This is a genomic window from Bacillus sp. ISL-34, assembly GCF_018613325.1.
Classification (GTDB): domain Bacteria; phylum Bacillota; class Bacilli; order Bacillales; family DSM-1321; genus Peribacillus.
The window spans coordinates 112,312-139,043 of record NZ_JAGGQJ010000021.1 but is presented as its reverse complement, the minus strand read 5'-3'; the positions used below and the strand labels follow the sequence as shown (position 1 = coordinate 139,043).

Annotated in this window: 25 protein-coding genes, 1 other RNA gene and 3 pseudogenes; 22 read left to right on the top strand and 7 right to left on the bottom strand. The window is 37.0% G+C overall.

Annotated elements, in window-relative coordinates; genetic code table 11:
• The first annotated feature begins 104 nt into the window (after positions 1–104).
• The 13 genes and pseudogenes from J7E52_RS15180 (at position 105) to J7E52_RS15120 (ending at position 9,538) form a co-directional block, all read left to right on the top strand.
• Positions 105–533 carry a YwqH-like family protein gene (locus tag J7E52_RS15180; RefSeq protein ID WP_214748001.1) on the top strand — a complete coding sequence of 143 codons (429 nt, stop codon included), beginning with the start codon at positions 105–107 and terminating at the stop codon, positions 531–533.
• A complete protein-coding gene (locus J7E52_RS15175; RefSeq protein ID WP_098370402.1) occupies positions 533–823 on the top strand; it encodes a YwqI/YxiC family protein in 291 nt (96 codons plus the stop codon). Before J7E52_RS15180 ends, J7E52_RS15175 begins: the two co-directional genes overlap by 1 nt.
• Positions 820–2,847, top strand: a complete 2,028-nt coding sequence (locus J7E52_RS15170; protein ID WP_214747998.1) for a T7SS effector LXG polymorphic toxin — start codon at positions 820–822, stop codon at positions 2,845–2,847. The genes J7E52_RS15175 and J7E52_RS15170 overlap by 4 nt, the downstream gene beginning before the upstream one ends.
• 17 nt (positions 2,848–2,864) lie before the next feature.
• Positions 2,865–3,320, top strand: coding sequence for an immunity protein YezG family protein (locus tag J7E52_RS15165; protein WP_214747995.1), 456 nt, complete (start codon positions 2,865–2,867; stop codon positions 3,318–3,320).
• 601 nt (positions 3,321–3,921) lie between these two features.
• Positions 3,922–4,239, top strand: coding sequence for a hypothetical protein (locus J7E52_RS15160; protein WP_214747992.1), 318 nt, complete (start codon positions 3,922–3,924; stop codon positions 4,237–4,239).
• 113 nt (positions 4,240–4,352) lie between these two features.
• Entirely contained in the window at positions 4,353–4,745 is a 393-nt protein-coding gene (locus J7E52_RS15155) for a hypothetical protein (RefSeq protein ID WP_214748145.1), read from the top strand.
• A gap of 16 nt (positions 4,746–4,761) precedes the next feature.
• Complete coding sequence (locus J7E52_RS15150) at positions 4,762–5,274, top strand: Imm6 family immunity protein (RefSeq protein WP_214747989.1); 513 nt, start codon at positions 4,762–4,764, stop codon at positions 5,272–5,274.
• 112 nt (positions 5,275–5,386) lie between these two features.
• Positions 5,387–5,887 (top strand): annotated as a pseudogene (locus J7E52_RS15145) (immunity protein YezG family protein).
• 311 nt (positions 5,888–6,198) lie between these two features.
• Positions 6,199–6,846 (top strand): DNA/RNA non-specific endonuclease, encoded by a 648-nt coding sequence (locus J7E52_RS15140; protein ID WP_309476895.1) that lies wholly within the window; start codon positions 6,199–6,201, stop codon positions 6,844–6,846.
• On the top strand, positions 6,839–7,309 hold the full coding sequence (locus J7E52_RS15135) for an antitoxin YezG family protein (RefSeq protein ID WP_214747986.1): 471 nt from the start codon (positions 6,839–6,841) through the stop codon (positions 7,307–7,309). Before J7E52_RS15140 ends, J7E52_RS15135 begins: the two co-directional genes overlap by 8 nt.
• A gap of 772 nt (positions 7,310–8,081) precedes the next feature.
• Complete coding sequence (locus J7E52_RS15130; RefSeq protein ID WP_214747983.1) at positions 8,082–8,657, top strand: DNA/RNA non-specific endonuclease; 576 nt, start codon at positions 8,082–8,084, stop codon at positions 8,655–8,657.
• 1 nt (position 8,658) lies between these two features.
• On the top strand, positions 8,659–9,069 hold the full coding sequence (locus J7E52_RS15125; RefSeq protein WP_214747980.1) for an immunity protein YezG family protein: 411 nt from the start codon (positions 8,659–8,661) through the stop codon (positions 9,067–9,069).
• A 274-nt stretch (positions 9,070–9,343) separates the two neighbouring features.
• Positions 9,344–9,538, top strand: coding sequence for an MBL fold metallo-hydrolase (locus J7E52_RS15120; protein WP_214747977.1), 195 nt, complete (start codon positions 9,344–9,346; stop codon positions 9,536–9,538).
• A 382-nt stretch (positions 9,539–9,920) separates the two neighbouring features.
• Here J7E52_RS15120 and J7E52_RS15115 read toward each other — a convergent pair whose 3' ends face one another.
• The 3 genes from J7E52_RS15115 to J7E52_RS15105 all read right to left on the bottom strand — a co-directional run bounded on the left by J7E52_RS15115 (position 9,921) and on the right by J7E52_RS15105 (position 12,661).
• On the bottom strand, positions 9,921–10,166 hold the full coding sequence (locus tag J7E52_RS15115; RefSeq protein WP_214747975.1) for a hypothetical protein: 246 nt from the start codon (positions 10,164–10,166) through the stop codon (positions 9,921–9,923).
• A 439-nt stretch (positions 10,167–10,605) separates the two neighbouring features.
• On the bottom strand, positions 10,606–11,817 hold the full coding sequence (locus J7E52_RS15110; protein WP_214747972.1) for a SpoIIE family protein phosphatase: 1,212 nt from the start codon (positions 11,815–11,817) through the stop codon (positions 10,606–10,608).
• The gene (locus J7E52_RS15105) at positions 11,810–12,661 is read right to left on the bottom strand and encodes an alpha/beta fold hydrolase (RefSeq protein WP_214747969.1); all 852 of its coding nucleotides are present in this window, start codon (positions 12,659–12,661) and stop codon (positions 11,810–11,812) included. The genes J7E52_RS15110 and J7E52_RS15105 overlap by 8 nt, the downstream gene beginning before the upstream one ends.
• Before the next feature lie 375 nt (positions 12,662–13,036).
• On the opposite strand from J7E52_RS15105, the gene J7E52_RS27435 reads away from it, so the two are divergent.
• The 4 genes from J7E52_RS27435 to J7E52_RS15085 all read left to right on the top strand — a co-directional run bounded on the left by J7E52_RS27435 (position 13,037) and on the right by J7E52_RS15085 (position 17,357).
• Positions 13,037–13,201, top strand: coding sequence for a winged helix-turn-helix domain-containing protein (locus J7E52_RS27435; protein WP_396020280.1), 165 nt, complete (start codon positions 13,037–13,039; stop codon positions 13,199–13,201).
• A gap of 522 nt (positions 13,202–13,723) precedes the next feature.
• Positions 13,724–13,933 (top strand): hypothetical protein, encoded by a 210-nt coding sequence (locus J7E52_RS15095; protein WP_286197786.1) that lies wholly within the window; start codon positions 13,724–13,726, stop codon positions 13,931–13,933.
• Positions 13,934–14,090: 157 nt separating this feature from the next.
• The gene (locus tag J7E52_RS15090; RefSeq protein WP_214747963.1) at positions 14,091–15,053 is read left to right on the top strand and encodes a peptidoglycan-binding protein; all 963 of its coding nucleotides are present in this window, start codon (positions 14,091–14,093) and stop codon (positions 15,051–15,053) included.
• A gap of 705 nt (positions 15,054–15,758) precedes the next feature.
• Complete coding sequence (locus tag J7E52_RS15085; RefSeq protein WP_214747959.1) at positions 15,759–17,357, top strand: phosphodiester glycosidase family protein; 1,599 nt, start codon at positions 15,759–15,761, stop codon at positions 17,355–17,357.
• Positions 17,358–17,609: 252 nt separating this feature from the next.
• On the opposite strand, the gene J7E52_RS15080 is transcribed toward J7E52_RS15085, so the two are convergent.
• Both J7E52_RS15080 and J7E52_RS15075 read right to left on the bottom strand, forming a co-directional pair.
• Positions 17,610–18,194 (bottom strand): TetR/AcrR family transcriptional regulator, encoded by a 585-nt coding sequence (locus J7E52_RS15080; protein ID WP_214747956.1) that lies wholly within the window; start codon positions 18,192–18,194, stop codon positions 17,610–17,612.
• A gap of 7 nt (positions 18,195–18,201) precedes the next feature.
• On the bottom strand, positions 18,202–18,954 hold the full coding sequence (locus tag J7E52_RS15075) for an alpha/beta fold hydrolase (RefSeq protein WP_214747953.1): 753 nt from the start codon (positions 18,952–18,954) through the stop codon (positions 18,202–18,204).
• Between the two features lie 449 nt (positions 18,955–19,403).
• On the opposite strand from J7E52_RS15075, the gene J7E52_RS15070 reads away from it, so the two are divergent.
• Positions 19,404–20,267: an acyltransferase gene (locus J7E52_RS15070; RefSeq protein WP_214747951.1), complete on the top strand. Its 864-nt coding sequence runs from the start codon at positions 19,404–19,406 to the stop codon at positions 20,265–20,267.
• Between the two features lie 525 nt (positions 20,268–20,792).
• On the opposite strand, the gene J7E52_RS15065 is transcribed toward J7E52_RS15070, so the two are convergent.
• Positions 20,793–21,863 (bottom strand): DUF3900 domain-containing protein, encoded by a 1,071-nt coding sequence (locus J7E52_RS15065; RefSeq protein ID WP_214747949.1) that lies wholly within the window; start codon positions 21,861–21,863, stop codon positions 20,793–20,795.
• Positions 21,864–22,364: 501 nt separating this feature from the next.
• On the opposite strand from J7E52_RS15065, the gene bcaP reads away from it, so the two are divergent.
• The 3 genes and pseudogenes from bcaP to J7E52_RS27425 all read left to right on the top strand — a co-directional run.
• A complete protein-coding gene (gene bcaP, locus J7E52_RS15060; RefSeq protein ID WP_214747947.1) occupies positions 22,365–23,777 on the top strand; it encodes a branched-chain amino acid transporter BcaP in 1,413 nt (470 codons plus the stop codon).
• A gap of 396 nt (positions 23,778–24,173) precedes the next feature.
• Positions 24,174–24,713 (top strand): annotated as a pseudogene (locus J7E52_RS27430) (protoglobin domain-containing protein); the annotation flags it as partial.
• A gap of 288 nt (positions 24,714–25,001) precedes the next feature.
• Positions 25,002–25,472: pseudogene (locus J7E52_RS27425) on the top strand (methyl-accepting chemotaxis protein); the annotation flags it as partial.
• Between the two features lie 329 nt (positions 25,473–25,801).
• On the opposite strand, the gene tatA reads toward J7E52_RS27425, so the two are convergent.
• Entirely contained in the window at positions 25,802–26,008 is a 207-nt protein-coding gene (gene tatA / locus J7E52_RS15050; protein WP_214747941.1) for a twin-arginine translocase TatA/TatE family subunit, read from the bottom strand.
• Positions 26,009–26,370: 362 nt separating this feature from the next.
• On the opposite strand from tatA, the gene ssrS reads away from it, so the two are divergent.
• A non-coding RNA gene (ssrS, locus tag J7E52_RS15045) (6S RNA) lies at positions 26,371–26,558 on the top strand.
• The last annotated feature ends 174 nt before the right edge of the window (positions 26,559–26,732 follow it).

Below are 26,732 nucleotides of genomic sequence, written 5' to 3'. Positions count from 1 at the left end.
TAGCATATTTCTCCCTATTTAACTCTCGGACTTTAATCCTTATAATGTTAAATAGGAAAATATGACATTTAGTGTAGGATTATACTGTTTCTGAGGTGAGTTTCATGGTTTATGCAGATATTTTGAGTAATATGCACTCTGCTATCTCCAGTAAAAAAGCTGATTTGAATGTGAAAATTGAACGTTTAGAAAATGCGAAAAACGATATTATAAAAGAGCAGAGCATGTGTTTAAACGAGATTAGGAAAATAAAAGACCCTGAGCTAGGTGGTAGCTGGACAGGGAATCGCTCGGATCAATTTCAGGAAGTCCGTCATGATGCCTATAATGTGATGTTCAGTATCATTCATGACGATTATGACGATTACCAATGGAAAATCGAGGCGATGATCACAAAGCTGAATGCCGAAAATACGCTTCTGAGCATAGCAGGGAATATAGCCCAAGAAGCCGACTCCCTTTTGAGCAAAGGAGAAGAGGCATTTGAACAGCTGGAAAGTAAAATATCAGATTTAAAAAGGCGGTTGTTTTAATGACGACAATCAAACTGAATCATCCTGCCGTAACGAAGCAAGTCGATCAGGTGAAGACGGCACTTGGTACAGTCACGCTTGGAAATTTGCCGGCAGGCGAGCTTGGAAGCAATAAATTGGAATTCACCTCGAAATGGATCGACCGGGAAACGAACCTGGAGAAGGTCTTCGAGCAATATATCAAAATCGTCCAGAAAAATGTGGAAGATACCCGTGCCAACATTGACTTATTAAAAGAACAGGATGAAGCCATCGCCCATACGTCTTCACATGGGTATCCTACGCGATGAAAATATATGAAGCCAAGACATTGACGGCCGCAACCAAGTCACGTGCCAAGCAATATGAAGAACTAAAGAAGGAAGTCGCGGCCCTGAAGAAAGAATTTCAGGGCATCGTCGGCCTGGATAACGAGTTTCAAGGAGCCGGTGCTGCCGCCATCAAAAGCTTCTATGAAGCGCAAATCGAGGTGGCGGATGCCTGGATGGAGCTATTCACTACCCAGATCAGTTTTTTGGAAGGCATTCCGGCCAGTCTGGAAGAGGCAGACCTCTCCGGAAATACGGTGGTCGAGGTTCCCTTTTTAGATGGCGAAGTGTCGAACGGCATTAATCAAGCGAAGTCGCTTGTCGATGAACAAGCGAACGATCTCCAAAGGATCCTGAACAGCATTGACGATATCCTGCCTCTTGATAGGTTCGACCAAAAGGACTTTAATGAAAAAATCACGCTGGCGGGACAGAGGCTGGATGACACCGTGACAAAGGTCGAGAATATCGACCGGCAATTGGTCGAGGAATATGATGTGTCCGTCGGGCAGGAAAATGTGGCCGTTGGCCTCTTCCGCGCCTTGCTTGATGCCACTAATCAGGACGGCAACGTTTCGCCGATGACATTCAACCAATCGGCATTTAAGAATAGTGACGTCTATCAAGTGAAGGATGAAGTCGCCAGTCAGATGAAAGACTATCAGACCTTCAAAAAGCAACAAGCCGAAGCCCGGAAAATCGAACAAGAAATGGAAGAACTCGAAAACCGCCCATGGTACGAAAAAGCCTGGGATACGACAAAAACCTTTACAGGGGAATTCACGGGATATTATGATTCTATCAGGGCCTCAACAGGAGTCGATCCAGTAACGGGCCGCAAGCTGTCCGATGCCGAACGAATCGCCGCCGGCGCCATGGCAGCCGCAGGATTCATCCCCGTCGTCGGCTGGGCCGGCCGGGCCATCAAAGGCGGCAGCGCCCTATACAAAACGGCCAAAGGACTCAGCGCAGCGAACCATGCGCTTGATGCCTATAAAACGACAAAAGGCTTTAGCCTTCTCCAGAAAACCGAATACGGGATATACGGCCTCCTCGCAGCCAACGGCCTCGGCGAAGCAGTCACCAGCAAAGACATGTTCGGCAACCAGCTAACCGAGGAACAGCGCCAGAACGGGCTGTTGATGGCACTTGGAATCGGCGGTGTGGCAGGTGCGGCCAAGGTCGCAGATAAAGTAGCAAGTGGTACAAAGTTCATTCCATACAGCAAGGAATTTGCGCAAAAGCAGGTTCAGAAGGCTCAAGCTACAATAACAGACATCGCGAGATCAGGAAAAACCACTTTAAAAAATATAGGTGAAGAAATAGGTAAAAAAGAAATCCCTAACCGGATAAGTGTGACACAAGTTTCCCTCGCAGGAGGACCAAACCTTCGCCAAGTTGTAGTGGAAAAGCAGACAATTAAGGAAGCCTATCAGAAATTCACGGTGAAGGATAGAAAAGTAGAGGGTGTTTCAGGGGAGAGTGTTCCTAAGGGGACGCGTAAAGAAAATTCTGGAGTAAGTGAAGTCAAAACAGTTATCGACAAAGGGCAACAGTTTACAAATGGTAGAAAAAATAGGTTAAAGCCTGATATTAGGTATAAAACTGGAGAGTATGATTACTTATATGAAACAGATAATTTAGGTAGGATTACAAAATTTGAAACAGAAAATTTAAAATTAACAGAAAGAAAAGACAGATTGTCACACAGCAAAAATACACCAGGTAAAGTAAAAGGTCAAGACCATGCAGGACATTTGGCAGCTGATAGGTTTGGCGGATCACCTAAAATTGACAATTTGGTATCGCAATTATCTGATGTTAATTTGAAGAAATATAAGAAAGTCGAAGATAAATGGGCTGCAGCTCTAAAAGAAACTCCACCAAAAAAAGTAACAGTTGATGTTGCTATAAATTACTCTGGGAATGATATGCGCCCAGATAAATTTATAGTTAATTACACTATTGATGGTAAGCCGGGCAGTGCAAAATTTAAAAATTTATAAAAGGAGTGCAATGTAGTATGAAAGAATTTGAAGATAGATTTAGTGAATTGCAAGCTGATATGATATCCATTTGTATGGAATATGTTGAAGATAGAGCCGATAAAGTATATGTTTATGCTACATGTGAAGAAGATATGATATCGAGCAGTTTCTTTTATTTAATTAACAATAAGTATGTAGAATGTCACAAGGTGAACGATGCATTGGAGAATGGGGACGAAAGATATGATGTATCTACAGAACGACAGTTTATGGTATTAAATATTATCAATGATGATGTCGAAAAAATTGAAGAATTATGCAAAGAATACGAAAGAGACATGCCAACGGAGTTGAAATTAATATATGATGTTAGGAGTGGGAACTTCAAAGCAGAATACAAGTATGATTTAGTACATACAATTGAGGATATAAAAACGTCAGATGATTTTGCTGATGAGTGGTTTGAGGAGATAAAAAATAATAATCTTTAAATTGTTTACAGTTAAATAGAATTTGAATTAATGGTGCATGAAGGTTATTCCTTCAAGGAGTGTCAATGTTATTTTAATATATGCAATAAGAAAGAGAATAGGGCGAGTATAGAAATTCAGAAAATGCTGATAGCTATGAGCAACAAGAAATTGGGGAATATGAAAAATTAGGTATAATGCTAAACGCGAATAGAAAAAAATGAATTTCAAGATAATTGAAGAATATAAAAAACTAAAAATATTACTAAATAAACATACCTGTTAATAAAAATCTAATTTATGGTTGACTATGGTTATAAAAATCTTTTTAGATGGAGATAATCACAAAAGAAGGGGTATTTGGGAATATACTTTCTTGGGTCTTTTACCTGCATCTGAATATGATAAGAGTATTTTAGTAGAATATACCTTAAGAATGAATATTGGAGGACAATAAGAGCTTGTTCTTTTTGTATGACCTTAACGCAAAAGTTAAGGTCTTTTCATTTTTGAAATAGAATATGTATTATCTTAAGATATATCGGTTACCTCAGAAAAAGGGCAGTCAGGTCAAAAAAAAACTTTCTTTAGAAAATATGTTGATTTACTTACCTCAGGTAAGGTGACTTGGGAAAAAGTAACAAGTGGTACAAAGTTCGTCCCTTACAATAAGGAATTTGCGCAAAAGCAGGTTCAGAAGGTAAAAGCATTCGGCCGGCAAATCGGCAAGGTAGAAGTACCTCTCCGGATTAGGGTCGAAGAGTTAGCTACGGCGTATGGAAACAACTACAAGCATGTCACTTTTGATAAAACGACGATTAAGGATATCGTACAGAAGTTTGCAGTGAAGAGTGATGGTGGTAAGGGTGTAAATGGAACTGGAAGTAAATCGGGTATTAACGTTGGGAAAGAGGATTTGAAAGTCTTAGAAAAAAACTAGGTGTTCCTGAAACTCAAACAATTGCTATTGGAAAAACAGATATAAAAGGTTTAGAAGGTATAGTATTTGAGGGTGGCTCTCCCAAAGTTAGAAAAGAAGCAGGTTTACCAAGTTTGGATGAACTATATCCTGGTCGTGAAATTAAAGCTCCTTATAATAGATCAATAAGAGGACATGCCCAGCTCATGGATCATGCAGAAGAAGGTATAATAGCTGAATTTGAGGATGCTGTTAAAAAAGCACGACTTAAACCAGAAGATATGAAGGGAACACTATATATCCATCAGTCTAATCCAAACGGAATTTGTAATAAATGTACAAAAGGTTTGTTTGATCCTGTTCCAAATGATGAAAGAGGAATATTTAAGCAAATGACTGATATGTATCCTAATTTAAAAATTAAGGTATCGACTGAAATAAATCCAAGTTTACCATATCCAAGAGATACATTATCCTTTGAGGTAATAAATGGGTTGCCGGAGAATGTGGTTAAAATAAGAAAATAAGTAGGGAATGATAGTTATGGATTTTATCAATAATCTCAATGCAGTGGCTAAGGTTGCAGTAGGATTGGTAATAGCTGAAAATATGTATAATATAATTAGTATGAATGAACTCGGATATAAAACTGGTAGAGAAGCTCTAGATTCCTGTTGGAAATGGCTAGAAGGTGAAAAAATCGATGCGGATGATTTGTGTAACTACATAGATAGCGAAGATTATGTAGATGTAGCTGAGTTTGCAAATAAAGAAAAGGATGTACAAAAACAATATGCATGGTATTCAGTTTTAGATGCTGTTTCTTATACAACTTATCAAGCATATAAAAAGGAAAAAAGAGACTTTGTTCCTCAAGTGATTGAAGTGATTGATGATGAAACGTTAAGAATATTAGGTGAAAATGCGATTGAATCTGGTTATTTTAAGATTGAAAGTCTAAATAATGTAAAAAAATACTTATTGGAAAACTACTCATTAAACGATAATAGTGAAAACTATAATTATATAAAAAGGGATAGTTTACCATTGTTCTAAAAACATAAAATAGACCTTCTTCCTAAGAGAGAAGGTTTTTTTACTTAGCAATTCTTATTAGGTGAACCTGAGAAAGTTAAGAACATTTGAAAATAGAGCAGGGGGATAAAAAATGAATGAATCAAAACTAAATGAATATTATCAGAAAATAGCTCAAACTGTAAATGAGATGATTCCAGAAGAATGGAGTAAAGTAATTTTGTATGGAGAAGTTACTGAGGGGACAGGGACTGCGTTCTATTTCTATCAGTCTAATATTAATGATAAACTCATATATAGTCACGATATCCCTGAGTTACATAGTATTAGTAGAATAGAGTATAGAGATACATGGCGGAGGTTAATAAAGATCTTAAAAGAATTATGAGATGAATTTAAAGATAATAATCAAGAACAATGGACCAAATTAACTTTTACTTTAGAAAGTACAGGGGAATTTAAGGTTGACTATGATTATGAAGATCTATCAGATGCAGATGATCACGAAAGAAGGGTTATTTGGGAATATACTCGTTTGGGTCTTTTACCTGAAACTGAATATGATAAGAGTATTTTAGAAGAATACCTTAAGAATGAATATTGGAGGACAAGAAGAGTTTGTTCTTTTGTATAGACCTTAACGCAAAAGTTAAGGTCTTTTGTCTTTTCATTGTTGAAATATGAAAATGTATCATCTTACGTCATATCGGGCTCCTCCGATAATAGGCCGTAAGGACTTAAAATCATACAGGTGTACTTCAAGGCAAGGTTGCTTAGAAAAAAGTAGCAAGTGGGACAAAGTTCATCCCTTACAGCAAGGAATTTGCGCAAAAGCAGGTACAGAAGGCTCAAGCTACAATAACAGACATCGCGAGATCAGGAAAAACCACTTTAAAAAATATAGGTGAAGAAATAGGTAAAAAAGAAATCCCTAACCGGATAAGTGTGGCACAAGTTTCCCTCGCAGGAGGACCAAACCTTCGCCAAGTTGTAGTGGAAAAGCAGACAATTAAGGAAGCCTATCAGAAATTCACGGTGAGGGATAGCAAAGTAGAGGGTGTTTCAGGGAATAATATTCCTAAGGGTACCGTCAAATCCGTTACTAAAGTTAAATACGGGGAACATTATACTAGGAATGGTCGTAAAAAAGTATTGAAACCAGATGTTGAGTACACAAGTAAAGAAGGTTACAATTATAAAACAGATGGTCAAGGTCGTATTTCTAGTGCTGATGGAACTCTCAAGATAGGAGATGGCAAAAGAAATAACTATGCCCAAAAGGTTGTAGGAAGAGAAAATAGATTGCCAGATGATGATGGTGGTCATTTAATTGCAAGTATTTTCGAAGGTTCAGGTAATCTTGATAACCTTGTTCCAATGAATGGGAATTTAAATAAAGGTGAATGGAAGAAACTTGAGAATACATGGGCAGATGCACTTAAACAAGGTGATGAAGTGAAGGTAAAGATAACCCCAAACTATAAGGGAGACTCACAACGTCCAGTAAGTTTTGATATTAAGTATAAAATTGGTGATGATGAATGGGAAATTAGACGATTTGATAATGTACCAGGGGGAAAGCTAGATGAATGAAGAACAATTAGATAGATTATATCAACAGATAGCAGAAGTCGTTGTAGACACTATTCCAGAAGAATGGTCAAAGGTTTATTTATACGGTGAGGTAGTTGAAGGAGCTAAGACTGCTTACTTTTATTATTACCCTGAAGGTAGTGATAAACCGATATACAGCCATGAGTTAACTGAACTATTCACAATAAGTGAGCTTGAATACTCAGAAAAATGGCATCGATTAGTAGATTTTATTCAAGAACTTTGGAGAAAGTTTAAAGATAATGGTCAAGAATCTTGGACAAATTTTACTATGGTTTTAGATAAGATAGGAAAGTTTAAGATTGATTTTAATTATGATGATCTTTCAAATATAGACCCTCATGAAAGAAAAACTATTTGGAAGTATAGGAATCTTGGCATTATGCCTAAAAGCAATTCTGGAAAGAAGCATTTAGAAAAATATCTTTCCAGACTGGAATAAAGAAATAATAAATATCTAAAGTAGTTAAGGGTGAAAAGAACGAGAAATAGAAGATATGACAGTTTAAATTATGATGTATTATCACAGGGAATAAGCTATAAACTCACGAAATTAAACAAGATTGTTGGATTAAGCATAATATTCGTCAAGAAATACTTATAAAGTTAATTATAAAGCACTTGAATGCCTTTTAGGCAACAGGTGTTTTTGTTTTAGATATTTAAATTTTGGACGACATGAATGACGATTTACTGAAGTTTACAGCTCATGAAGATTGTACCATCATGGAGTTTGGTTTTAATACTTGGATAGTGTGGAAAGAACGATAATTAGAAGATATGACTTTTACATGGCTGGATGTGCATTTTATTTGGCTAAATGAGAGATTACCGAATAAGGTGCAACCTGTTTTTCTTTTAAATGACCTTAACGGAAAAATTATGGTCTTTTCATTGTCGATATGAATATTTATCATCTTAAGTCATATCGGGTTCCTCAGATAATAGGCCGTGAGGACTTAAAATCATATAGATTTACTTCAGGCAAGGTGGCTTAGAAAAAAGTAGCGAGTGGTACAAAGTTCGTCCCATAGAGCAAGGAATTTGCGCAAAAGCAGGTACAGAAGGCTCAAGCTACAATAACAGACATAGCGAAATCAGGAAAAACCACGTTAAAAAATATAGGTGAAGAAATAGGTAAAAAAGAGGTTCCTAAACGCATAAGTGTGAAACAAGTTTCCCTCGCAGGAGGACCAAGCCTTCCCCAAGTTGTGATGGAAAAGCAGACAATTAAGGAAGCCTATCAGAAATTTACGGTGAAGGATAGTAAAGTAGAGGGTGTTTCAAGGGGAAGTATTTCTAAGGGTATAGATAACGTTAGATATGGTGAACAATACACGAAAGTAAATCGTAAGAAGACCTTAAAACCCAATGTAGAGTATACAACAAAAGAAGGATATAAATATACCACTGATGATAACGGGCGTATTGCGATTGCTGAAGCTAAATTAGAATTGGGTAAAGCAAAACGAAATTCATATGCCCAAAGAAAGGTTGGAGGAGACGATAGACAATCAGACGATGATGGTGGACATTTAATTGCAAGTATCTTTAAAGGTTCTGGTGAAATAGATAACTTAGTACCCATGAATGCTACTTTAAATAGGAGGGAATATAAGACTCTAGAGAATACATGGAAGAAGGCTTTAGTAGAGGATAAAGAAGTAACTATTAAAGTAAAACCCATATATGAGGCACAATCAGCTAGACCAAGTGAGTTTAAAATCAACTATGCAATAGATGGTAAAAAATATTCAGATAGATTAACTAATTATTTAGGAGGTAAGTGAGATGGAAACCAAAATAATGGAGCAGACATATCAACTAATTGCGAATACATTAATTAATATAATTCCAGAGGATTGGAAACAAATCTTTTTATACGCTGAATTTAGAGAAGGTTATAAAAAAGTTTTTTTCTACTATTACCCTGAAACTGGCGGGGAACCAGTATATAGTCTGGATATAACAGATTTATTTAATGTTGATGAGGAAGAGTTTGATGGGCTTGATAATGAATTGTATAATTGTTTTTCGAGATTGCGTGAAGAATTTAAGGAGCAAGAACAGGAACTATGGACAAACCTAACTTTCATTTTAGATAACACAGGAAAAATGAAAATAAATTATGGATATGAGGATATTTCAGAACTTAGCCCTGTAGAAAAACAAGATAAATGGGAAGCTGAATATCTAAAGTAAAACATTATATAGAATGAAACCCCTTGATTGGCTAAATACCTTTCAAGGTTTCTTTTTTTAGGGGCTATCTAATGCCGAAAAAATAGTTTCGTTCTAAAATAAATAACGCTTAATAGTGGAGTTAGTATAGTTTCATGGGCGAATATTTGTTTACATAATTATATTATGTGCTATTCGTTGAGGGGAAATTTGGAAGTGTATAATACTTCCCGGGAGAAGCCCATACTTCTGATAACATGACAATATGGCTGCCAAAGTATAATTATTTGGTGATATGATTTTCGCGCTGGAACAAAAGAATTCCGGGATCATTGATGAAGCTAACATGGAAGCATGGCCAAATACGATGAAGAATTTAATGTATGTATATAAAGATGCGAAAATCGTTATTCCCGGCCATAAACTTGGGGAGATTTCAGTTGGCTTCCACATACATTGGAAGTTGTCCAGCAACATGGAAAATGAATGAATTCAGCATTTACTACTAAATTTTTAGCAACTTGTCCACACCTTCGATCAGTCCAAGCATATACAGTAGTAAGGAGGGTGTTAGTATGCAGATAAATTGTTGCTATGAAGAAAAATGTTTTGAGAACAATGACCCGAGTACAGTATGGTTTCCTGGAAAACGTTGTAAATGTAAAAAATGCAAAAAAAACAAGCATCGTTTTTATTAATCACTAAAAGAATGAAGCAACTGTAAAACAATTGTTCAACAGGGGCAGTCCTAGTGGCTGCCTTTTTTATTTGGACATTCAGTTGTAAATTAGAGTGGGCTATATTAGTGAGTAATGCTCTGAAATATAAAAGCTGAAAAAAACACTCAACTGTGATGGCTGAGTGTTTTTATACTAGTCTTTCTTAAGGATTTGCCTGCTTTGCTGAATGATTTCATTATTTTTATTAATCGCTTCAACATTGTTTAATTTAACATGGTCATTGATCAATTCATTGTCTTCCATATATTCAAGTAACAATTCGACGGATTTATCCAATAATCTTTCCAGTGGGATTTCCCTTTCTTTTGCTAAACGAGTGAGCCGCATGTTTAAATGAGAAGCGAGTGAAGAAACGAAAGGATCTCTACCTTCGTACATTTGCCATGCCCCCCTTCCTCTTTAATAGCTTTATTATATGATGGAAAGGATTGGGAGGCAAATGGAACTAAATGATTGAAAATTATTGAAAAGCTGGTTACGGATGATTTTTGAATCGGACGCTGTCAATTTATTTATATTACGTAATTTATAATAACTATTTTGCATAAAAAATAGAAGCTACCCAAAATAGATAGCTCCTCATTTGTTTTATTTTATTCCAATTACTAAATTGGTCCATTAAGGGTGTCTAAAGTGATTTGAACTAAAGTTTATCTCTAAATAAAAGGGCGTATCCACACAATGAGGTTTTCGAACCAACTAAATTTAAACCCTCTATTAACTGAAATAATTGATTTGCAATCATAGCTACAGGAACTCCCAAGAAATTGAATCAACCTGTATTAGTTTATATAACGGATAGCACAACCCCAATGTTTTATTTCAGTTTAACTAAAATAAGACATTGGTCATCTTTACGTTGGTCAGTGTCCTCTTCATTTCTAAGCGATTGTATAATTTCCCCCTTAAGTTTAGATAAAGGGGCAGCCGAATAGGTCTTTAACAATGAGCATAAACGGTCTGAACCAAGAGGTTCTTCAACTCCATCTGTATAAAGGCACAGCTTACTGTCCTTATTGTATGTAAGGGTGTTTGTTTTAAAAATCATATCTTCAAACATCCCGAGTGGAGGCCGATTAGAACGCAAGTGATATTGTTTTCCGTTTATATCCTGTAAAAGAACGGAAGGATGGCCTGCATTGATATAATTAATTTCTCTCTTATCAGTATCGATTAAAAGGTAGACGGCTGTGCAATAATGAAAAGTTTCACTTGTGTTTTTGAATAAAGAATGAAGATGATCATCTAATTCCTTCATCACAGTTCTCACTTCAGAACCTTTTAAAATTAATCTCTGAAATATGGAATGAAGTGACATGGTTAGTAGAGCTGAAGAAAGCCCGTGCCCCATCACATCAAGTAGGATAAGGCCATACCGTTGGGCGTCAATTTGGTAAAATCCATAAAGATCACCTGATAATTGATTGGCGCCTTTATAATACGCTTGAATTTCAAGATGTTCATTAATAATAGGAACAGTTAATAGTGCCTCTTGGATTTTTTTGGCAAGATCCATTTCTCTTTCTGTATCTACTTTGTATTTTTCGTTTTTTTCGTTCAATTCAATAAGTTTATCCTGTTGCATTATCATCGTTTCATGAGCATTCTCTAAATCAGAATAAGCCTTATTCCTAGCATTTAGAGCTTTCTCTGCCTCTTTTTTCGCTATAAGAAGCTCATTTTCTAATTCGTTTCTTTTTCGCATTGGAATCACTACACACTCAATAATAGGTCTTCCATTTCGCTCTCTTCGAACAGCGTTGAGTAACACAGGTATTTCTTCATCATCTACAGACTTTAAGGATATATATATTTCCTCAATGTGATTTTCCAACTTGATCAGAGGAACCAGATAAAGCTGATGAAAGAGTATGGCAGAAGCCGAAAGGATACAATTAATATGCTGCCCTTTCAATTGATCGAGATTATACCCCAATATTTTAAGTAAGGTTTGGTTAACGGATAAAATAGTATCTTCTTCTGATAAAGTCAAATATCCGCAGGGTGCCTCATTTAATTGTTCATTCACAAAAATTCACACCAATCTCTTTCTGTAAATCGTTTGTCGGAAATTCATCCAAATACTGACGGATTAGGTATATCGTCTCTTCAGGATGACTAATATGTGGACAGTGTCCTGTTGCTTTCATCAATTTAAATGTACTACGAGGAAGATGTTTATGAATATAATCACCTACTGCTGACGGAGCAATAACATCTTCAGAACATTGCAAAATGAGTGATGGTACTTTTACTTTTGGTAAGTCTTTACGGTTGTCTGCAAAGAAGGTAACCTCCGCAAATTGTCGAGCGATAATAGGATCAGTAGAACAGAAACGATTCTCTAGGTCCCGTTTAAGCTCTGGTCGATCTGGATTATTCATTACCGTTCCAGCAAAGGCGGTTGCCCAGCCTATATAATTTTTGTCCATCATATCAAGCAATCCTAAAAGTTGTTCTTTCTCGAATCCTCCGTAATAATCATTAGGAAGATTCAGGTAGCAAGGGGAAGGACCAACCAGAACAAGTTTAGAAAAATATTCAGGATGTTTAATTGATGCCAGCATGCCAATCACACATCCAACAGAGTGTCCAACAAATATAGCATCTTTTAGGTCTAATGCGGAACAAACATCAAGTACGTCTTGTGCATACCCCTCAAGAGTACTGTATCTTTCCACGTTATATGCCTTTATATCTGAATTACCTGACCCAACATAGTCAAATAGGATAATTTGGTATTCATCTTCGAAGTCTTTTGCAACTGATTGCCAGACATTTTGATCACAACCAAAACCTGGGGCAAATATCATTGGTCGTGTACCGCTTCCTTTAAACTTTACATTATTACGCAATAAAATATTGGGATTCATAATTAGCTCCTTCATTGGAAGATATACTTACTATATGTTAACACTAACCTTATTCGAATTAAAGAATTACACTTTAGTACTAAATCGGTGGAACTTATCTTTAACTTCACCAGGATTTACTTGAACTGAAAATTGTCTTAGCATCTATTTACCTTTAAAATTCTGTCACCCTAATATACTGAATAAAACTGAATTGGTTGTATTCTTAATCGGGAATAAAGTAGCCTTCAATATATTCCAGGATTTTGGAGAGGTATTACTTATCCTGGCTGCTTAAACGAATTAAGTATTATGAAGAAGCCCCTGGCTCCAGAATTAATGATTGCGTTCCCCTTCACAGCTAAGTAGCTAGAGAAAAGCACCCCAACCTATGAACTGCACTACAATTGGACCCTTTCCTTAGTGTCGACGTATATTGAACTGGAATGGGGGAAGAGATATACACTTCGTGGAGTTTCAAGACTTTTGGAAACTCTAAGTCTTACGTATACACGAACTTCTTATACCCGGAAAAGGTCGACAACGTTCCTTGATAATTAGCCTTTGGAAAGCCTAATTATAGAAAGGGATTATGCACAGGGGATCCTCGAGGGATTTTTTGATTAGATCATCGAAATATATGGCCCATGATGTGATTCATTCCACTGTTCTAGAGTGTAAATTCTTTTTAGAAAACATTTGTAGAGTGCAGAGATAAGTGGGGTTTAGGGAAGTATTGACTGATTATGTGAAGTTCTTTAATTCAATTTATCTATTTTATAATCATGATAGAAACGCAACAAAAAAATATATAAACCCTATTTTATGTCTATATTTGAATAGATAAAATAGGGGTTTTTAAATGGGTAATTTAAACTTCTCCCTTTTTCTGACTCAAATCCTTCAATATTGTTTTACCCTGCCTTTAAGAAATTTTCTGATGACTAATTGGAGATCATTAAAATGTTGCTAGCTTCAGGTTTTTTGCGCAAAATAATTATTTAAATAATAAATCGATATCGGATGCTTTCTTTGTTTTTCCTGTATAATAATACTATATTTTACATTTGGGAGGAATTATTTTTGGACCAAGCCAGCAGTTTAATAGGGCTTTTTGCAATCATACCGATTTTGTTTTATTTGGGACTTGTTGTATTAAGTGTTTATTTCATAATTAAGATAATTAAATTCATCAATGCAAAGACAAGATTAGATCAAGAAAGAAATGAAAAGCTGGATGAGTTGATAAGGGTTATTGGTAAAGATAAAGAAGATCCAAATAAGCTTTTATAATAGATCAAAAGCACAATCCCATTAAGGGTTGTGCTTTTTTTATTTAAGAACGATGAAAGCAAACTAGGTCCACATAAAAGGGCTTTTTTGTGTAACGTCAAGGTAGGTGTACAAGCATTTCCTAATTAGCACCATAACATATTAGGAGGTGATTAAATTGACAGTTAAATTAGAAACCTTATTGGATCGTTCAGAAAAGAATATGGGCAGCGGCATTCATCCAGTCGTAAAAGAATCAGCATTGGAAATGGTTAGACGGGCATACCAAGAAGGCATTTTCGTGCAAATCAGCGCAGGTTATCGGTCTATGGAAGAGCAAGCAAAACTATATGGTCAAGGTCGCCTAGGGTATATTTATGATGGTAAAAACTATAGTGATTTATCGAAACCGAGAGTGACCAACGCGATGCCAGGTCAATCTTATCATAACTTTGGACTAGCTATTGATTATTTCATAGTCAGCGATGATGGAAAAAATGCAATATGGACAGTCGATGCAAAATGGAAACGGGTAGCCGCTATTGGTAAATCCTTGGGCTTTGCATGGGGAGGGGATTGGTCAAGCTTTAAAGATTATCCGCACTTGGATATGACGGGCGGACTGACTTATTCTCAGTTAAAAGCGGGAATGAAGCCTAGACTGATATCAAAAGTGAATGGAACCACTCCACCTCCTACACAAGTCGAATCCGAAGTCATTGTAAAAGATACGCCAGCAAAGGATAGCGGCAACCAAACTATCAAGTCCATTCAAAGGACATTAAATAGCAGGTATAAAGCAAAAATAGATGTTGATGGTTATTATGGTCCCAATACTAAAAAAGCGCTGATCAAGGGTTTTCAAACCGAATTGAATAAACAATATGGTGCAAAGATTAATGTTGATGGAATATGGGGACCCCAAACAAAAGCTGCTTCACCTAATGTTAGGGAAGGGGCGGAAGGGAATATCACTTATATCCTTCAAGCTGCACTTTATTTGGAAGGACATGATCCACATGGCATAGATGGTATCTTTGGTGGCAGAACGGAAATAGCGGTGAAGGCATTTCAAAGGGCCAATGGAACATCTGCAGACGGGGTCGCCGGTGAAAATACCTTCGCAAAATTATTTGGATGAAATATATGAAATGTAATAGAATATAATGCTTAAATGCACTTAGCTTAGCAAAAAAGCCCTTAAAAATGAGGGCTTTTTTTGTATGAATAAAAGTATTTTTATAATAGCATTCATTAAAAGTGAAAATCCTAATCGTTTAAGAATCGAAGTATAAGGAAAGTAAGAATACATATCGGGATTAGAAATGTAACCGCATTTACGAAAGGAAAGTACTTTAATGTTGAATGCTTTATACCCTTGACTTTAATCACTAAATAGAAGAATGATAAGGTTGCGATCAATGGGCATAGCAAGCCAAAATCTGTTAAAATACCTGAAATTGGATGGCTTATAATACTAAGTCCAATGAGGAATGAAGCAAGGAAGATCACATTGATAACCGATAAAATGGTTGGTATTAACAACAAGTTCTTTTTTAAAGTCTCCATAAACTTTACCTCCAAAATGATAATCCCTCTTATAATTTCCACTCTTTAGGCAGCAAAGCAAGGTTAAGGCTTTGTTAAAAGGAAAGGTTGATTTTACTGAGTACAATGAGAAAATATCCAAAATTTGTCCTTTCACAAAAATTTATTGTAATATTTATCGGGTATTTATGCTCATTTTTGTTCACTTAAAATTGACTGAAATATAATAGTCTTTTTAATTTCCCATCATATTCCTCCAATAAAGTTAAAGCAGGACATAATTTTATTGGAGGAATAAATGAAAAAATTATGGAAAAAGCCCATTTTGCCTATCGCGACTATTAGTCTAGCATCTGTGATGATTGTAAATGCCATTCCAGAAACTCCAGTTCAAGCAGAATTGAATGCTCAATTACAAGTGAAGAATCATGTGCTTCCGTTAGGAACACCTAATTTGATTGAGCAAAGAAATTCCATGAATCCAGCACCAGGAGTGACGTATACCAAAATCTATCGTGGTGAAACATCTTCTAAAGACTTTTTCACAGTGGATGTGGCATTTGTAAAAACACAGAAGCAGGCAAAGATATTGTTGGGAAATTTAAAAAGAGATGGTTTCAAAAATGCTCGTATCATAAGAGAACCGAATCGGGCATTGGATGACCGGGAAAAAGGTCCACTTGGATACATTGTCCGCATCGGCCAATATCAGCTGGAAGCGGATGCAGCTGAAATGAGAAACAAGTTATCGGAAAAGGGATATTCGGGCCTACGGACTATGTATACGGGTGAAGACGGAGAGAAAACAACAGGACCATGGGTAGTGAACGTACTCGAAGTGGATCAGGATCGATTTCAAGGGCATGTTTTGCCGGAATTGGCAAATGAGGCAGTGACAGGGAAAGAAACCTTGACCCAAATCGCTGACAGAAATGATGCGATTGCCGGAATTAATGCCGGATACTTTGTTGTAGGAGAGAAGGATGGAACACCAGGCGATCTTGCCGGTATATTCGCCAGCAAAGGCCACCTTGTCAGTGAGGCGATAAATGGCCGTTCAGCTCTGACTTTATCCTCTGTTGAAGAGAAGGCAAACATTGTGTCTGTTTCCACGTCAATTCAGGCTACTTCATCTGATGGTGCGGTCAGGGAAGTGGATGGGTTAAATCGGAAGCCGGGATTAATCCGCAATTGTGGCGGTGTTGGAGGAGATACGACAACAGAAGGGGCGAAACATGATTTTACTTGTAAGGATGAAAGTGAGCTTATCCAATATACATCCGTATTTGGAGAAAAGACAGAATCGGGCGACGGTGTGGAAGTGGTCGTAAATCATGCCGGAGAAGTGGCGGAAATTCGTGACAATCGCGGAGGAGTCATTCCGGGCAATGGTTCTGTTCTTGTAGGAACGGGGGAGGCGGCAGAGTGGCTTCGTGACCATGCCCAACAAGGTATGAAAATTCAGGTGAAGAGTGAAATCATCGGTGATGGAAAGCTATTAAAATTAGACCAAACCACCAACATGATTAATGGAGGACCTCGATTATTGGAAAACGGAGAAATTTCCATTAATGCCGTAGAGGAAGGCTTTCACTGGGAAGAAGATCCTGGCTTTTATTATCGTTTTGGGGAACGTCGTAATCCTAGAACGCTTGCAGGAATCAAGGAAAATGGCAATCTATTATTTGTCACCATCGATGGACGCGCACCCGGATGGAGTGTAGGGGCTAATTTTGAAGAAAGTGCAAAAGTCATGATGTCATTAGGAGCCGTAGATGCCATCAATCTTGACGGCGGCGGGTCGACGACAATGACAGTTGGGGATGACCGAGTCACAAGACCCTCTGATGCAGCAGGTGAACGCCCGATTGCAGACGGAATATTGTTAGTAGAATAATAGATGGGCGTATAGGAGATAGAGATTAACTTCTTATTTAGAAAAGTGATATTGGTTTTAGTTCAAACCGGTCGTCACAAATAAACTAAAAAATCTCTTCAGATAGATTTCTGAAGAGATTTTTTAGAATTGGGAACATCCGACCAAGATAAAGAATTAGCTATTTGAGGCATAATTTACTCCATTTCAGCGCCCGATTGTTGAAGTTCCTCATTTAATTTTTATTTAGGATATGACCTATTAAACGGCAGACTAGTTGCAAAACTCCCTTATAATCTGGTGCTTTATTTCTTCTACCGGAAACCCTTGTTGATAGGTGGATATCATCAACATAATACCTTGTAGTACAGATGAAAAATATAACGATCGTTTCCTTGGTTCCTTTTCACCCATGCTTTCAAATATTTTACATTGAAACTCGAATTGTCTAGCATTTTCTTCAATGATGAGATGACTGTATTTTATCAACTCTTCATCAGCCGCTGGCTGGGTTTGCAGGTGTAGATAGAAGCGATGGACTTCCGGTTTTTTGTGGATATTATCAATGGCACCAATGATTATATGTTCGAGCTGTTCACGAGGTGTATTTAAGGTGAACGCTTCTTCCATGACTTCAACCACTTCCCTGATTCTCGTCTCGACCATTTCAGAAAGCAGTTCTTCTTTTCCTTTGTAATAGTTATAGAGTAACCCTTTAGAAATGTCCGCCTTCTTGGCTATATCGTTAATGGAAGTAGTGTAATATCCTTGTTTCATAAATAACTCCATGGCAGCAGCGCGAATTTTTTCTTTGGATACTTGGCGAATGCGGTCATTTTCTTCGGGTGTACGTGGCATTTTAACTTCAATCCTCCATAAAAGCAGTGAATTCTTGATATAAAACTTCAGAGTGGGTGAGGGACAGCATATGATCGCCATCCTCTATTTCAATGAAACGGATGTTTGGTACCTTACGGAAACAATCGGCAACCCGAAAATTGTCTGCCAAGTCTTTTTTGCCGATAAAAAATAACGTTTCTGGGTTCAATTCTCCTAATCGATCCATTGCAGGCGGATGAGGCCATTTCATGCAGATATCAGCTGGCCACTTAAGCATGCGCCCGAAATGATGCCTGAGCATTTGGACAGTGAGATCTTTATGCGGACTATTGATAACAACTTGATATGTTGGGGAATGAAGGGCAAGCTCCAACATCTTATCTATATTGGGGGCACTTTCCAATATCTTTTTATGATATTGTTCAAACTCTTTTGAATAGGGAAAACCAGTTAAAGAAGGAGCAATTAATACAAGTTTCGATACTCTTTGAGGGAAATTAAGTGCGAAATCAGTTGCAATCTGGCCGCCCATGGAATGGCCAATAATCGTTGCCTGATTAAGTTCCAGGTAATCCATCAGTGCCAGTACATCGTCAACATAGTTTGCATGTTTTATAGGGGATGGTGATTTACCAGCACCACGGCCATCAAAAGCAATAACTTTGTGATTCTTAGATAAATGAGATGCTAAAAATGTCCATTGCCTCAAATCAGTCCCACCACCATGAATAAGAACAACAGGATGACCATTGCCAGTAATCTCGAAATGTAAATCCAATGCAACCCCTCCGATTTTAACTGAATTTTCAGTTTTATTTTATTATTGAATGAACGTTTAGTCAATAGAAAATGCAATTTAATTTCCAATTCCGCATAATGGCGCAATACCAAAAGAAAAAGCCCTAGTATTTAACTAGCAGGGAGGGGAGAGCATCGTGATCTCTAAATTAATTTAAAATTTTTTATTTTCCACTGCAAGAGCCACTTTAATTCGGCCCCTAATTTGTTTATTATCAAATTTCTTAATCTTCCGTTTCAGTGATTTAATAAGATCATCCTGTTCTCAGTTCATTGAAAAAAATAACTTTACCATTACCCTTTTTTCGTAAATCGGGAGGCTTCAAGCTTTACATCTCCCTAGGTTTTCTTAGGCGGTCTTTGTGTTGAGCGAAAAATGAGGTATAATGAAAACGTTTTAAACACTTTGAAAAAGAGGGTACGAAAAGTATGGAAATCATTTCAGATATATTACAGAAACCAGAAACGGATAATGGGATACTCTTTATAGGAAATACAGAAGATGAGATTTCGTTTGTGAATAGTAAAATCAAATTTATTGGTGAAGGAAATCGGTTAATTATTGAACGTGGAGCCGAATTTAAAAATGCAACGCTAAATTTTAATGGCAACAACTCGCTCATAATCATTGGGAAATCCAATCGCAAAGCAACGATGAGAGTCAATGTTTGGAATGACAATACATTTTTCCTAGGTCGCAACTATTCATTTAATGGAGAAGCGAGATTTATTCTCTCTGAGCAAAAGAATCTATTCATCGGTGATGATAATATGTTTTCAAGTGGTGTAGTCGTTCGTTTGGCAGATCCACATTTAATCTACGATGGAACAACTCGAAAAAGGATTAACTCAACAAAGAGTGTGTACTTAGGTGACCACATTTGGATTGGGCAGGACGTCATGATTCTAAAAGGAGTGGAAGTTGGTACAGGTTCAATTTTAGGTGCAAAGTCACTCGTGGCAAAATCGCTTCCATCAAATGTAGCAGCTGCAGGAAGTCCTGCACGTATGGTGCGGAAGAATGTTTTTTGGGCACGTCCGTCTGTCCATGCATATACTGAAAAAGAAACAACAGAGTCACAAAAATTCCCAGATGGGCGTTTTGTCTATACGTCAAAAGGCTCAACAGCAAAACATTTTGCAAAAATTGAAGAACAGTTAAATACCGCAACTTCTGTAGCGGAGAAGACTGACATATTAACGCCTTATCTTGATGTAACAAGTAAGAATCGTTTCTTTCTTCCTGTGCCTCCTGAGAAAAAGAAAACTTTTCTCGATCGAATTTTTCGCTAAGGAATTAAGAAGTAAATGATGAATTTATCTCAAAAAATATAAACACTGATTTTTTTATAAATGGTGCGCCTTTTTTCATGCCACAGAAAATTATTAAAATTTTTGGGCAATGCAATAAGGCAGCAGAGTATATAAAACAAATAGAAGAAAGAAATTAAAATTAGAAAATCCCAAATGGTAGCTAAGAATGAGGGATACAGGAATTGTAAGATTTTTAAAATACATATCAAGGGGCGTAGTTTCTTATTGTCTTTTTTAGGGTTATTCCTTTTCTATAAAGAAGAATTAGCAATGGGAACAACTGAATAACTTATTATTTAGTTATAAACGAAAAGACAGTAAGCAAAGATTAGCTCACTGTCTTTTTTGATTTAATATTTTAAGTTACTTAATTAAAGAAAACCCTTATTAACATGATTTTAGAGCGTAAATTGATCACAATTTTGGTCACAAACGATCAGATAACCTTATATGGCACAGTTTTAATGATTCCATCAATGACCACAAATCATCACCATTCCCTGTTTACTCCCCAACACTTTTCTTATTAATCCGCTCCACAATCTCCATCAAATCATCCGGCCTATGAAATTCAATCGGTGATACACCTTTATCGAATTCTATTGTATCGGATTCTATCATTAATACATACTTCCCATTAATCTTGCCTAAATGGATGCTTTCGCCGAAATCGGCTAGAAGTCCTTTGATGGATGTACTGCCAAGCTTCATGCGCAGTTCGGCTTCAGGTGTATGCTCGACAATCTGGGCTGTGGCTTCGACGACTTGGTGAGTTTCAAGGCGTTCCTGGATTTCCCGTTTATCGCTTGTTTCCCAGATTTCCAGGTCTTGTTCGAATTTCTGCAGTTCGTCACTGTTTTCTTCGAATTGAGCGGATACATGTTCATGGACCATATGGATGACCTGGTTTTTCATGATTTCCGGCATCGACTCGCCATACTCGACGAATTTCAAAAAGTCCTCGAAGTAGCGTGCATGTGAAGCCTGGTGGATTTTCAGTTCGCCTTCTTCGACCATTCCTTCTTCGGGCATGTAGGGGTATTGAATGGATTTCATATTTTTAGTGGTGATTGCCATTTCAACGTGCCTAATCAGGGTACGTTCATCAGAAATGGAAGCAACTTTCGGCTCGAAATCACATTTTAATAAGAAAACGAATGGTTCATCAAGATATTTCGTTAATTTTGCCGATGCGATTATGAAGACACCGCCACGGACGGCACTTGTATCAATATAAGACCGCGTGAATTGTTCATTTTCCTCTTGGAATTCTTGTTTTGTTTTTGCATATCGAACACGGTTAAATACATTGTAATTAGGGTTGGAATCAAGTGCATGTCCTTCTTCGACAATAAAAGAACCGATTTTCGTCGGTATTTGTTCAGTTTTTGGATGACGGTCGACTTTCCGTTTGGAAATCTTCATCAATTCCCCATCTAAAAAATCCTTTAGAGGACTTTCTTCGTATTCTTCAGTATCAAGAGTTTGGAAATGTTTAAAACGCTTATCAGCCTGATCGCCTTTGCCTTCGACTTGGATTAAATAAAAAGACAGATAGGTAATCGCAAAATCCATGAATGTCACCTTCTTCAATTATTAAGCATAATTCCCGTACTTTTTTTAAGACTTAATAAGTATAGTGATGTACTTTGATTCCGTCAAACGATTGGTGCATGAATGATCGGAATAATTTTGGTGTGTTATTTCATAATAATACTTAGATAAAAATAAATAATGATTCTCTATAGAATTAAAAATATTAGAACTTTTACAAGAACCAAATTACTGGAATGCAGTAAATACTTCAATAGCTACTTTATTAATATTACAATAATGAATTGTTAATCATTCATTGTTATTGATAGTTAATTCTGTTGGGTAATTAAGCTTATAATAAACAAAAACAGAATTTTACAATAATAAACCATTGACGGTGAATAGGTTAATACATATAATTTGAAAGTCAGATAATTCAGGGATTGTAGAAATTTGTCGAAATTTCTTAGATATAAATCGTAAGTGAATTTATTTGTTTATAATTTTCAGAATAGTTTTTAAAATTATGGAGGAGAGAAGATGAGTATTTTTAGAAAGAAGTCCATTGAGGACTTGTTGAAACACGCAGGTTCCGGCGGTAAGGGATTGAAACGGGAACTAGGTGCTTGGGATTTAACTATGCTAGGAATTGGAGCGATTATTGGGACAGGCATTTTTGTTCTAACAGGCACTGGTGCAGTGAATGCCGGCCCTGCACTTTCAATATCGTTCGTCATTGCTGGTCTTGCCTGTTTATTCGCTGCACTTTCTTATGCAGAATTTGCAGCTTCCGTGCCGGTATCAGGTTCGACTTATACGTATGCTTATGCAACTTTAGGTGAATTCGCCGCTTGGATAATCGGCTGGGATTTAATCCTTGAATACTTATTGGCTGTTAGTGCCGTATCTGCGGGGTGGTCGGGCTATTTCCAATCATTTTTAAGTGGATTCGGGATTAACTTTCCTGAGAAATTAACGGCAGCACCGGGTTCGGTCGAAGGTGTCACGACTTATATGAACTTACCAGCCTTTTTGATAGTCATGGCGATTACCTTTTTGATTTCCATAGGTACGAAACAAACGACTAGAATCAATAATATAATGGTCGTTATTAAAGTGTTGGTAGTCTTGTTGTTCATCGTTTCTTCTATTTATTATGTGAAACCGGAAAACTGGCAGCCATTCATGCCATTTGGAATCGATGGGGTATTTTCAACTGCCGCATTAATGTTCTTTGCCTTCATCGGCTTTGATGCAGTTGCATCTGCGGCGGAAGAAACAAGAAATCCAGGTAAGAATTTGCCGCGCGGAATTCTCGGTTCATTGGTCATTTGTGTAGTGCTTTATATGGCCGTAAGTTTAATCATGACAGGTGTGGTACCGTATGCACAATTCAGCAAGGCCCTTGACCACCCGATTTCTTTGGTCTTGCAAAGCGCAGGCCAAAATTGGGTTGCAGGAATCATCGATCTAGGTGCCTTCCTCGGAATGACAACGGTGATCTTGGTTATGTTGTATGGACAAACCCGAATCATGTTTGCGATGTCACGTGATGGGCTGATGCCAAAATCCTTATCAAAACTTCATAAAAAATATAAAACACCATATGCGGCTTCGTGGATATTTGGTTTGATAGCGGCCTTATTGGGAGCATTCATCCCGCTTGGTGAATTGGCTGAGTTGGTCAACATTGGGACATTGACTGCGTTTACGATGATTTCCATAGCGGTCATCGTTTTAAGGAAAACAAGACCGGATATGAAACGTGCTTTTTATTGTCCGGCTGTACCGCTCGTTCCAGGCCTGGCAATCGTTTTTTGCGTATTCTTGATGGTTCAGCTGGGGAGTCATACATGGATAAGGTTCTTGATCTGGATGGCTATCGGAGTCGTCATTTACTTCACTTATTCCCGTAAGCATTCCAATCTTAACCAACAGGAAAATGATCATTGAAAAAGACAATTTCTGAAGTGTTTCAGCTTGAAGACAAAAGGGTTTCGGTATGCACTCATCCCGAACCATGATTTTAAACAAGACTTGATTATCCTTAATGGTTTTTTCCTGTAACTCTTATTGGATTGAAGAGATTTGCAACACTCCTGCCGAATAACTGACTAGCCGAGACCCCACAGCCGCTTGCTTTGATGAGGCTTGGTAGACAGTCGACGGATAGGGAGCGGATTTAAATCAACTGAAAATTCTTCTTAAACACTCCCTGGAGTGTTTTTTTATTTGGAATATTTAGTTCATAAGTCTTGTGTGAAGGGGGATTTATCCAAGTGATTTAAGATTTTCAGACTTTATGACGAAATAGTATATATAGGTAGAAAAATTGGGGGCGATTCAATCATGAAAAGTATATGGAGAAGTAAACAAAAGATAGATTCAATAGACTATATGCAATATAAGGAACATGTAAGTATAGATATCAGGGAATATCCTAGCGTATTGAATCAAGTGGACATGATTCATTTGACGATCGGGGATTTATGCATAATACGTTCTTTACAAGACGGAGTAAAAGAACATTTGACCCAAATTGTAGGGAATTTCTATAAAAATCTAGAAACTGAACCCTCATTAATGAAAATCATTTCGGACAATAGTTCTGTTGATAGGTTGAAAAAGACACTGCATCGGCATTTGTTCGAAATGTTTAGCGGTACCATTGATGATGCGTATATTAAACAACGTTATATTATCGCACAAGTACATGTGCGAATTGGATTGCAGCCAAAATGGTATATGAGTGCCTTTCAGGATTTATTGCAATCATTAATCATTCATGTGTTTTCCGATATAAAGAATATTGAGCAATATCAAGCAAACATTCTAGCCGTCACTAAAATTTTTAATTTAGAGCAGCAAATCGTTTTAGAGGCTTATGAACTTGAAAATGAGAAGATTCGTCAAAAAACCCAAGCGGAAAAAGAAACGATTAAACTGAATGTCAATCATAATGCAGAGGAGTTGGCAGCAATCAGTCAAGAGACTAGTTCAGCAACTCAATTAATGGCAAATAAGGTAGTCGAAATTCATGATTACACACAAAAGGGGTCAGAGATTGCGATACATGCAGAGGGAAAATCAAAAGAAGGAGTCGAACTGTTACAAGGATTAGAGAAAAGATTGGTAAAAACGCAGGAGCAAATGACGATCATCTCAAAAGATATGGAACAGCTTTCCAATACTTCAAAGGAAATTGAACGAATAGTCACGATCATCACTTCAATTGCAGAGCAAACGAATCTGTTGGCATTGAACGCAGCGATTGAAGCGGCAAGAGCTGGCGAAAATGGTAAAGGATTTGCAGTTGTGGCTGGTGAGGTAAGGAAGCTTTCAGAAAATACCAAGGAATCAGTTTCGGAAGTAGTGAAACTGGTTAATGGAATTGCTCATTTTACCAATGTTATGAACACATCAATTTCCATGGTTAACGGGGAAATTACCAAAGGTACGAAACAAGGAAAAGAAACCGGTGTATTTTTTACAGATATATCCAAGTCCATGCTTTCTGTTAAAGAGCAGAATATTAAGATCACCAAGGAAATGACAGAACTGAATGATATATTCGATGAAATTAATAAAGCGTTCAATCAAGTGGCCGTTTCCTCGGATCAATTGACTCAACTGACAATGAACTTGTAATGAAGTTCAACGATTCTGTTTGATACCGGCTTAATGGGGATCGTTGTATTTTAATAAACAACTCGATAGAATATTTCTTAAAAGCCCAAAACGGTTTATAGGATAAAAACAAACCTTGAAAATAAGGATCAAAATCAATACCAAGGAGTCACGTTAACAGGCTGTGCAATAATTTACTTGAAATAAAGTAAGTTTAATGTTATATTAATAAAGCGATGAGCTAATTTGTGTAAGTCGAAGAACATGCTTTTAGCTAAACGTCGGGATGTGGCCTGACGGTTCTGCGCCACAAACGCATCAAAGACGCCTGCTGCGTGCAGGCGTCTTTTTCATTTTATCGATTCTTTTCTTGCAGCTTGTACGTCATCCTTGAATTCCTCTTGTATTTCTTCTGTTATTCCCTTGGTTGCATTCTTAAACTCCCTAAGCGAGGTGCCGACTGCCCGTCCGATTTGAGGTAGCTTGTTCGGTCCAAAAACAATTAAAGCTAAAAGAAGGATTAAAATTAAACCGGGAAAACCAATGTTTGAAAGCATATCTAGTCACTCCAATCAAATCTGTTAGTTAATATTATAGACTCCTTCCATGTATTTGCAAATGTTATTTAGGATATATTAAGTTCAGCAACCGATGATCTTCACAAGACAAACACTTTCATTTCCGTCCAATTTTATCTTGCGCATTCTATCTAAAAATATTACTTACCCAAGTATGCTATTCCTTAATAAGATATCAATGAAAGTGGGGGATGGTAAGTGAAATCAGAGTGCCGCCATTAGTTTTGCCTTTTGGGCATGTGACTAATTTGGCTACACTTGCTTAAGTGTAACAAGAAATTTTTTTGTTGCTTGGGAATGATTAAACTTGCAAAATTAAAGATATTTCGGTATTATAACTATACAAGCTGCGTTGTTCGTAATGATAATTAAGTTTTAACCTTTAAGCTGTAATAGGGAGTTTTATATTGAAACAGGAATGTTATGCCTCGTCACTGACTTGGACAACAGGATTGTTTCTGCAAACACCCACTTTGAGGAGTGGTGGTTTAAAACTTTCTTACTTGAATACGGCAATGGCGGCTTACTACTTTATTAATTAGAAACCAGTTCCTTATCGGAACTGGTTTTTTGTTGTTTTTACGCATGTTCAATAATTTTGTATTTAACGATAGCAACAGAAAACATTAAGATATTTATGAAAAATAGATGAAAGTTTTTGTTGAAATATCAGATAATTAGCATTTATAATAATAATTAGATA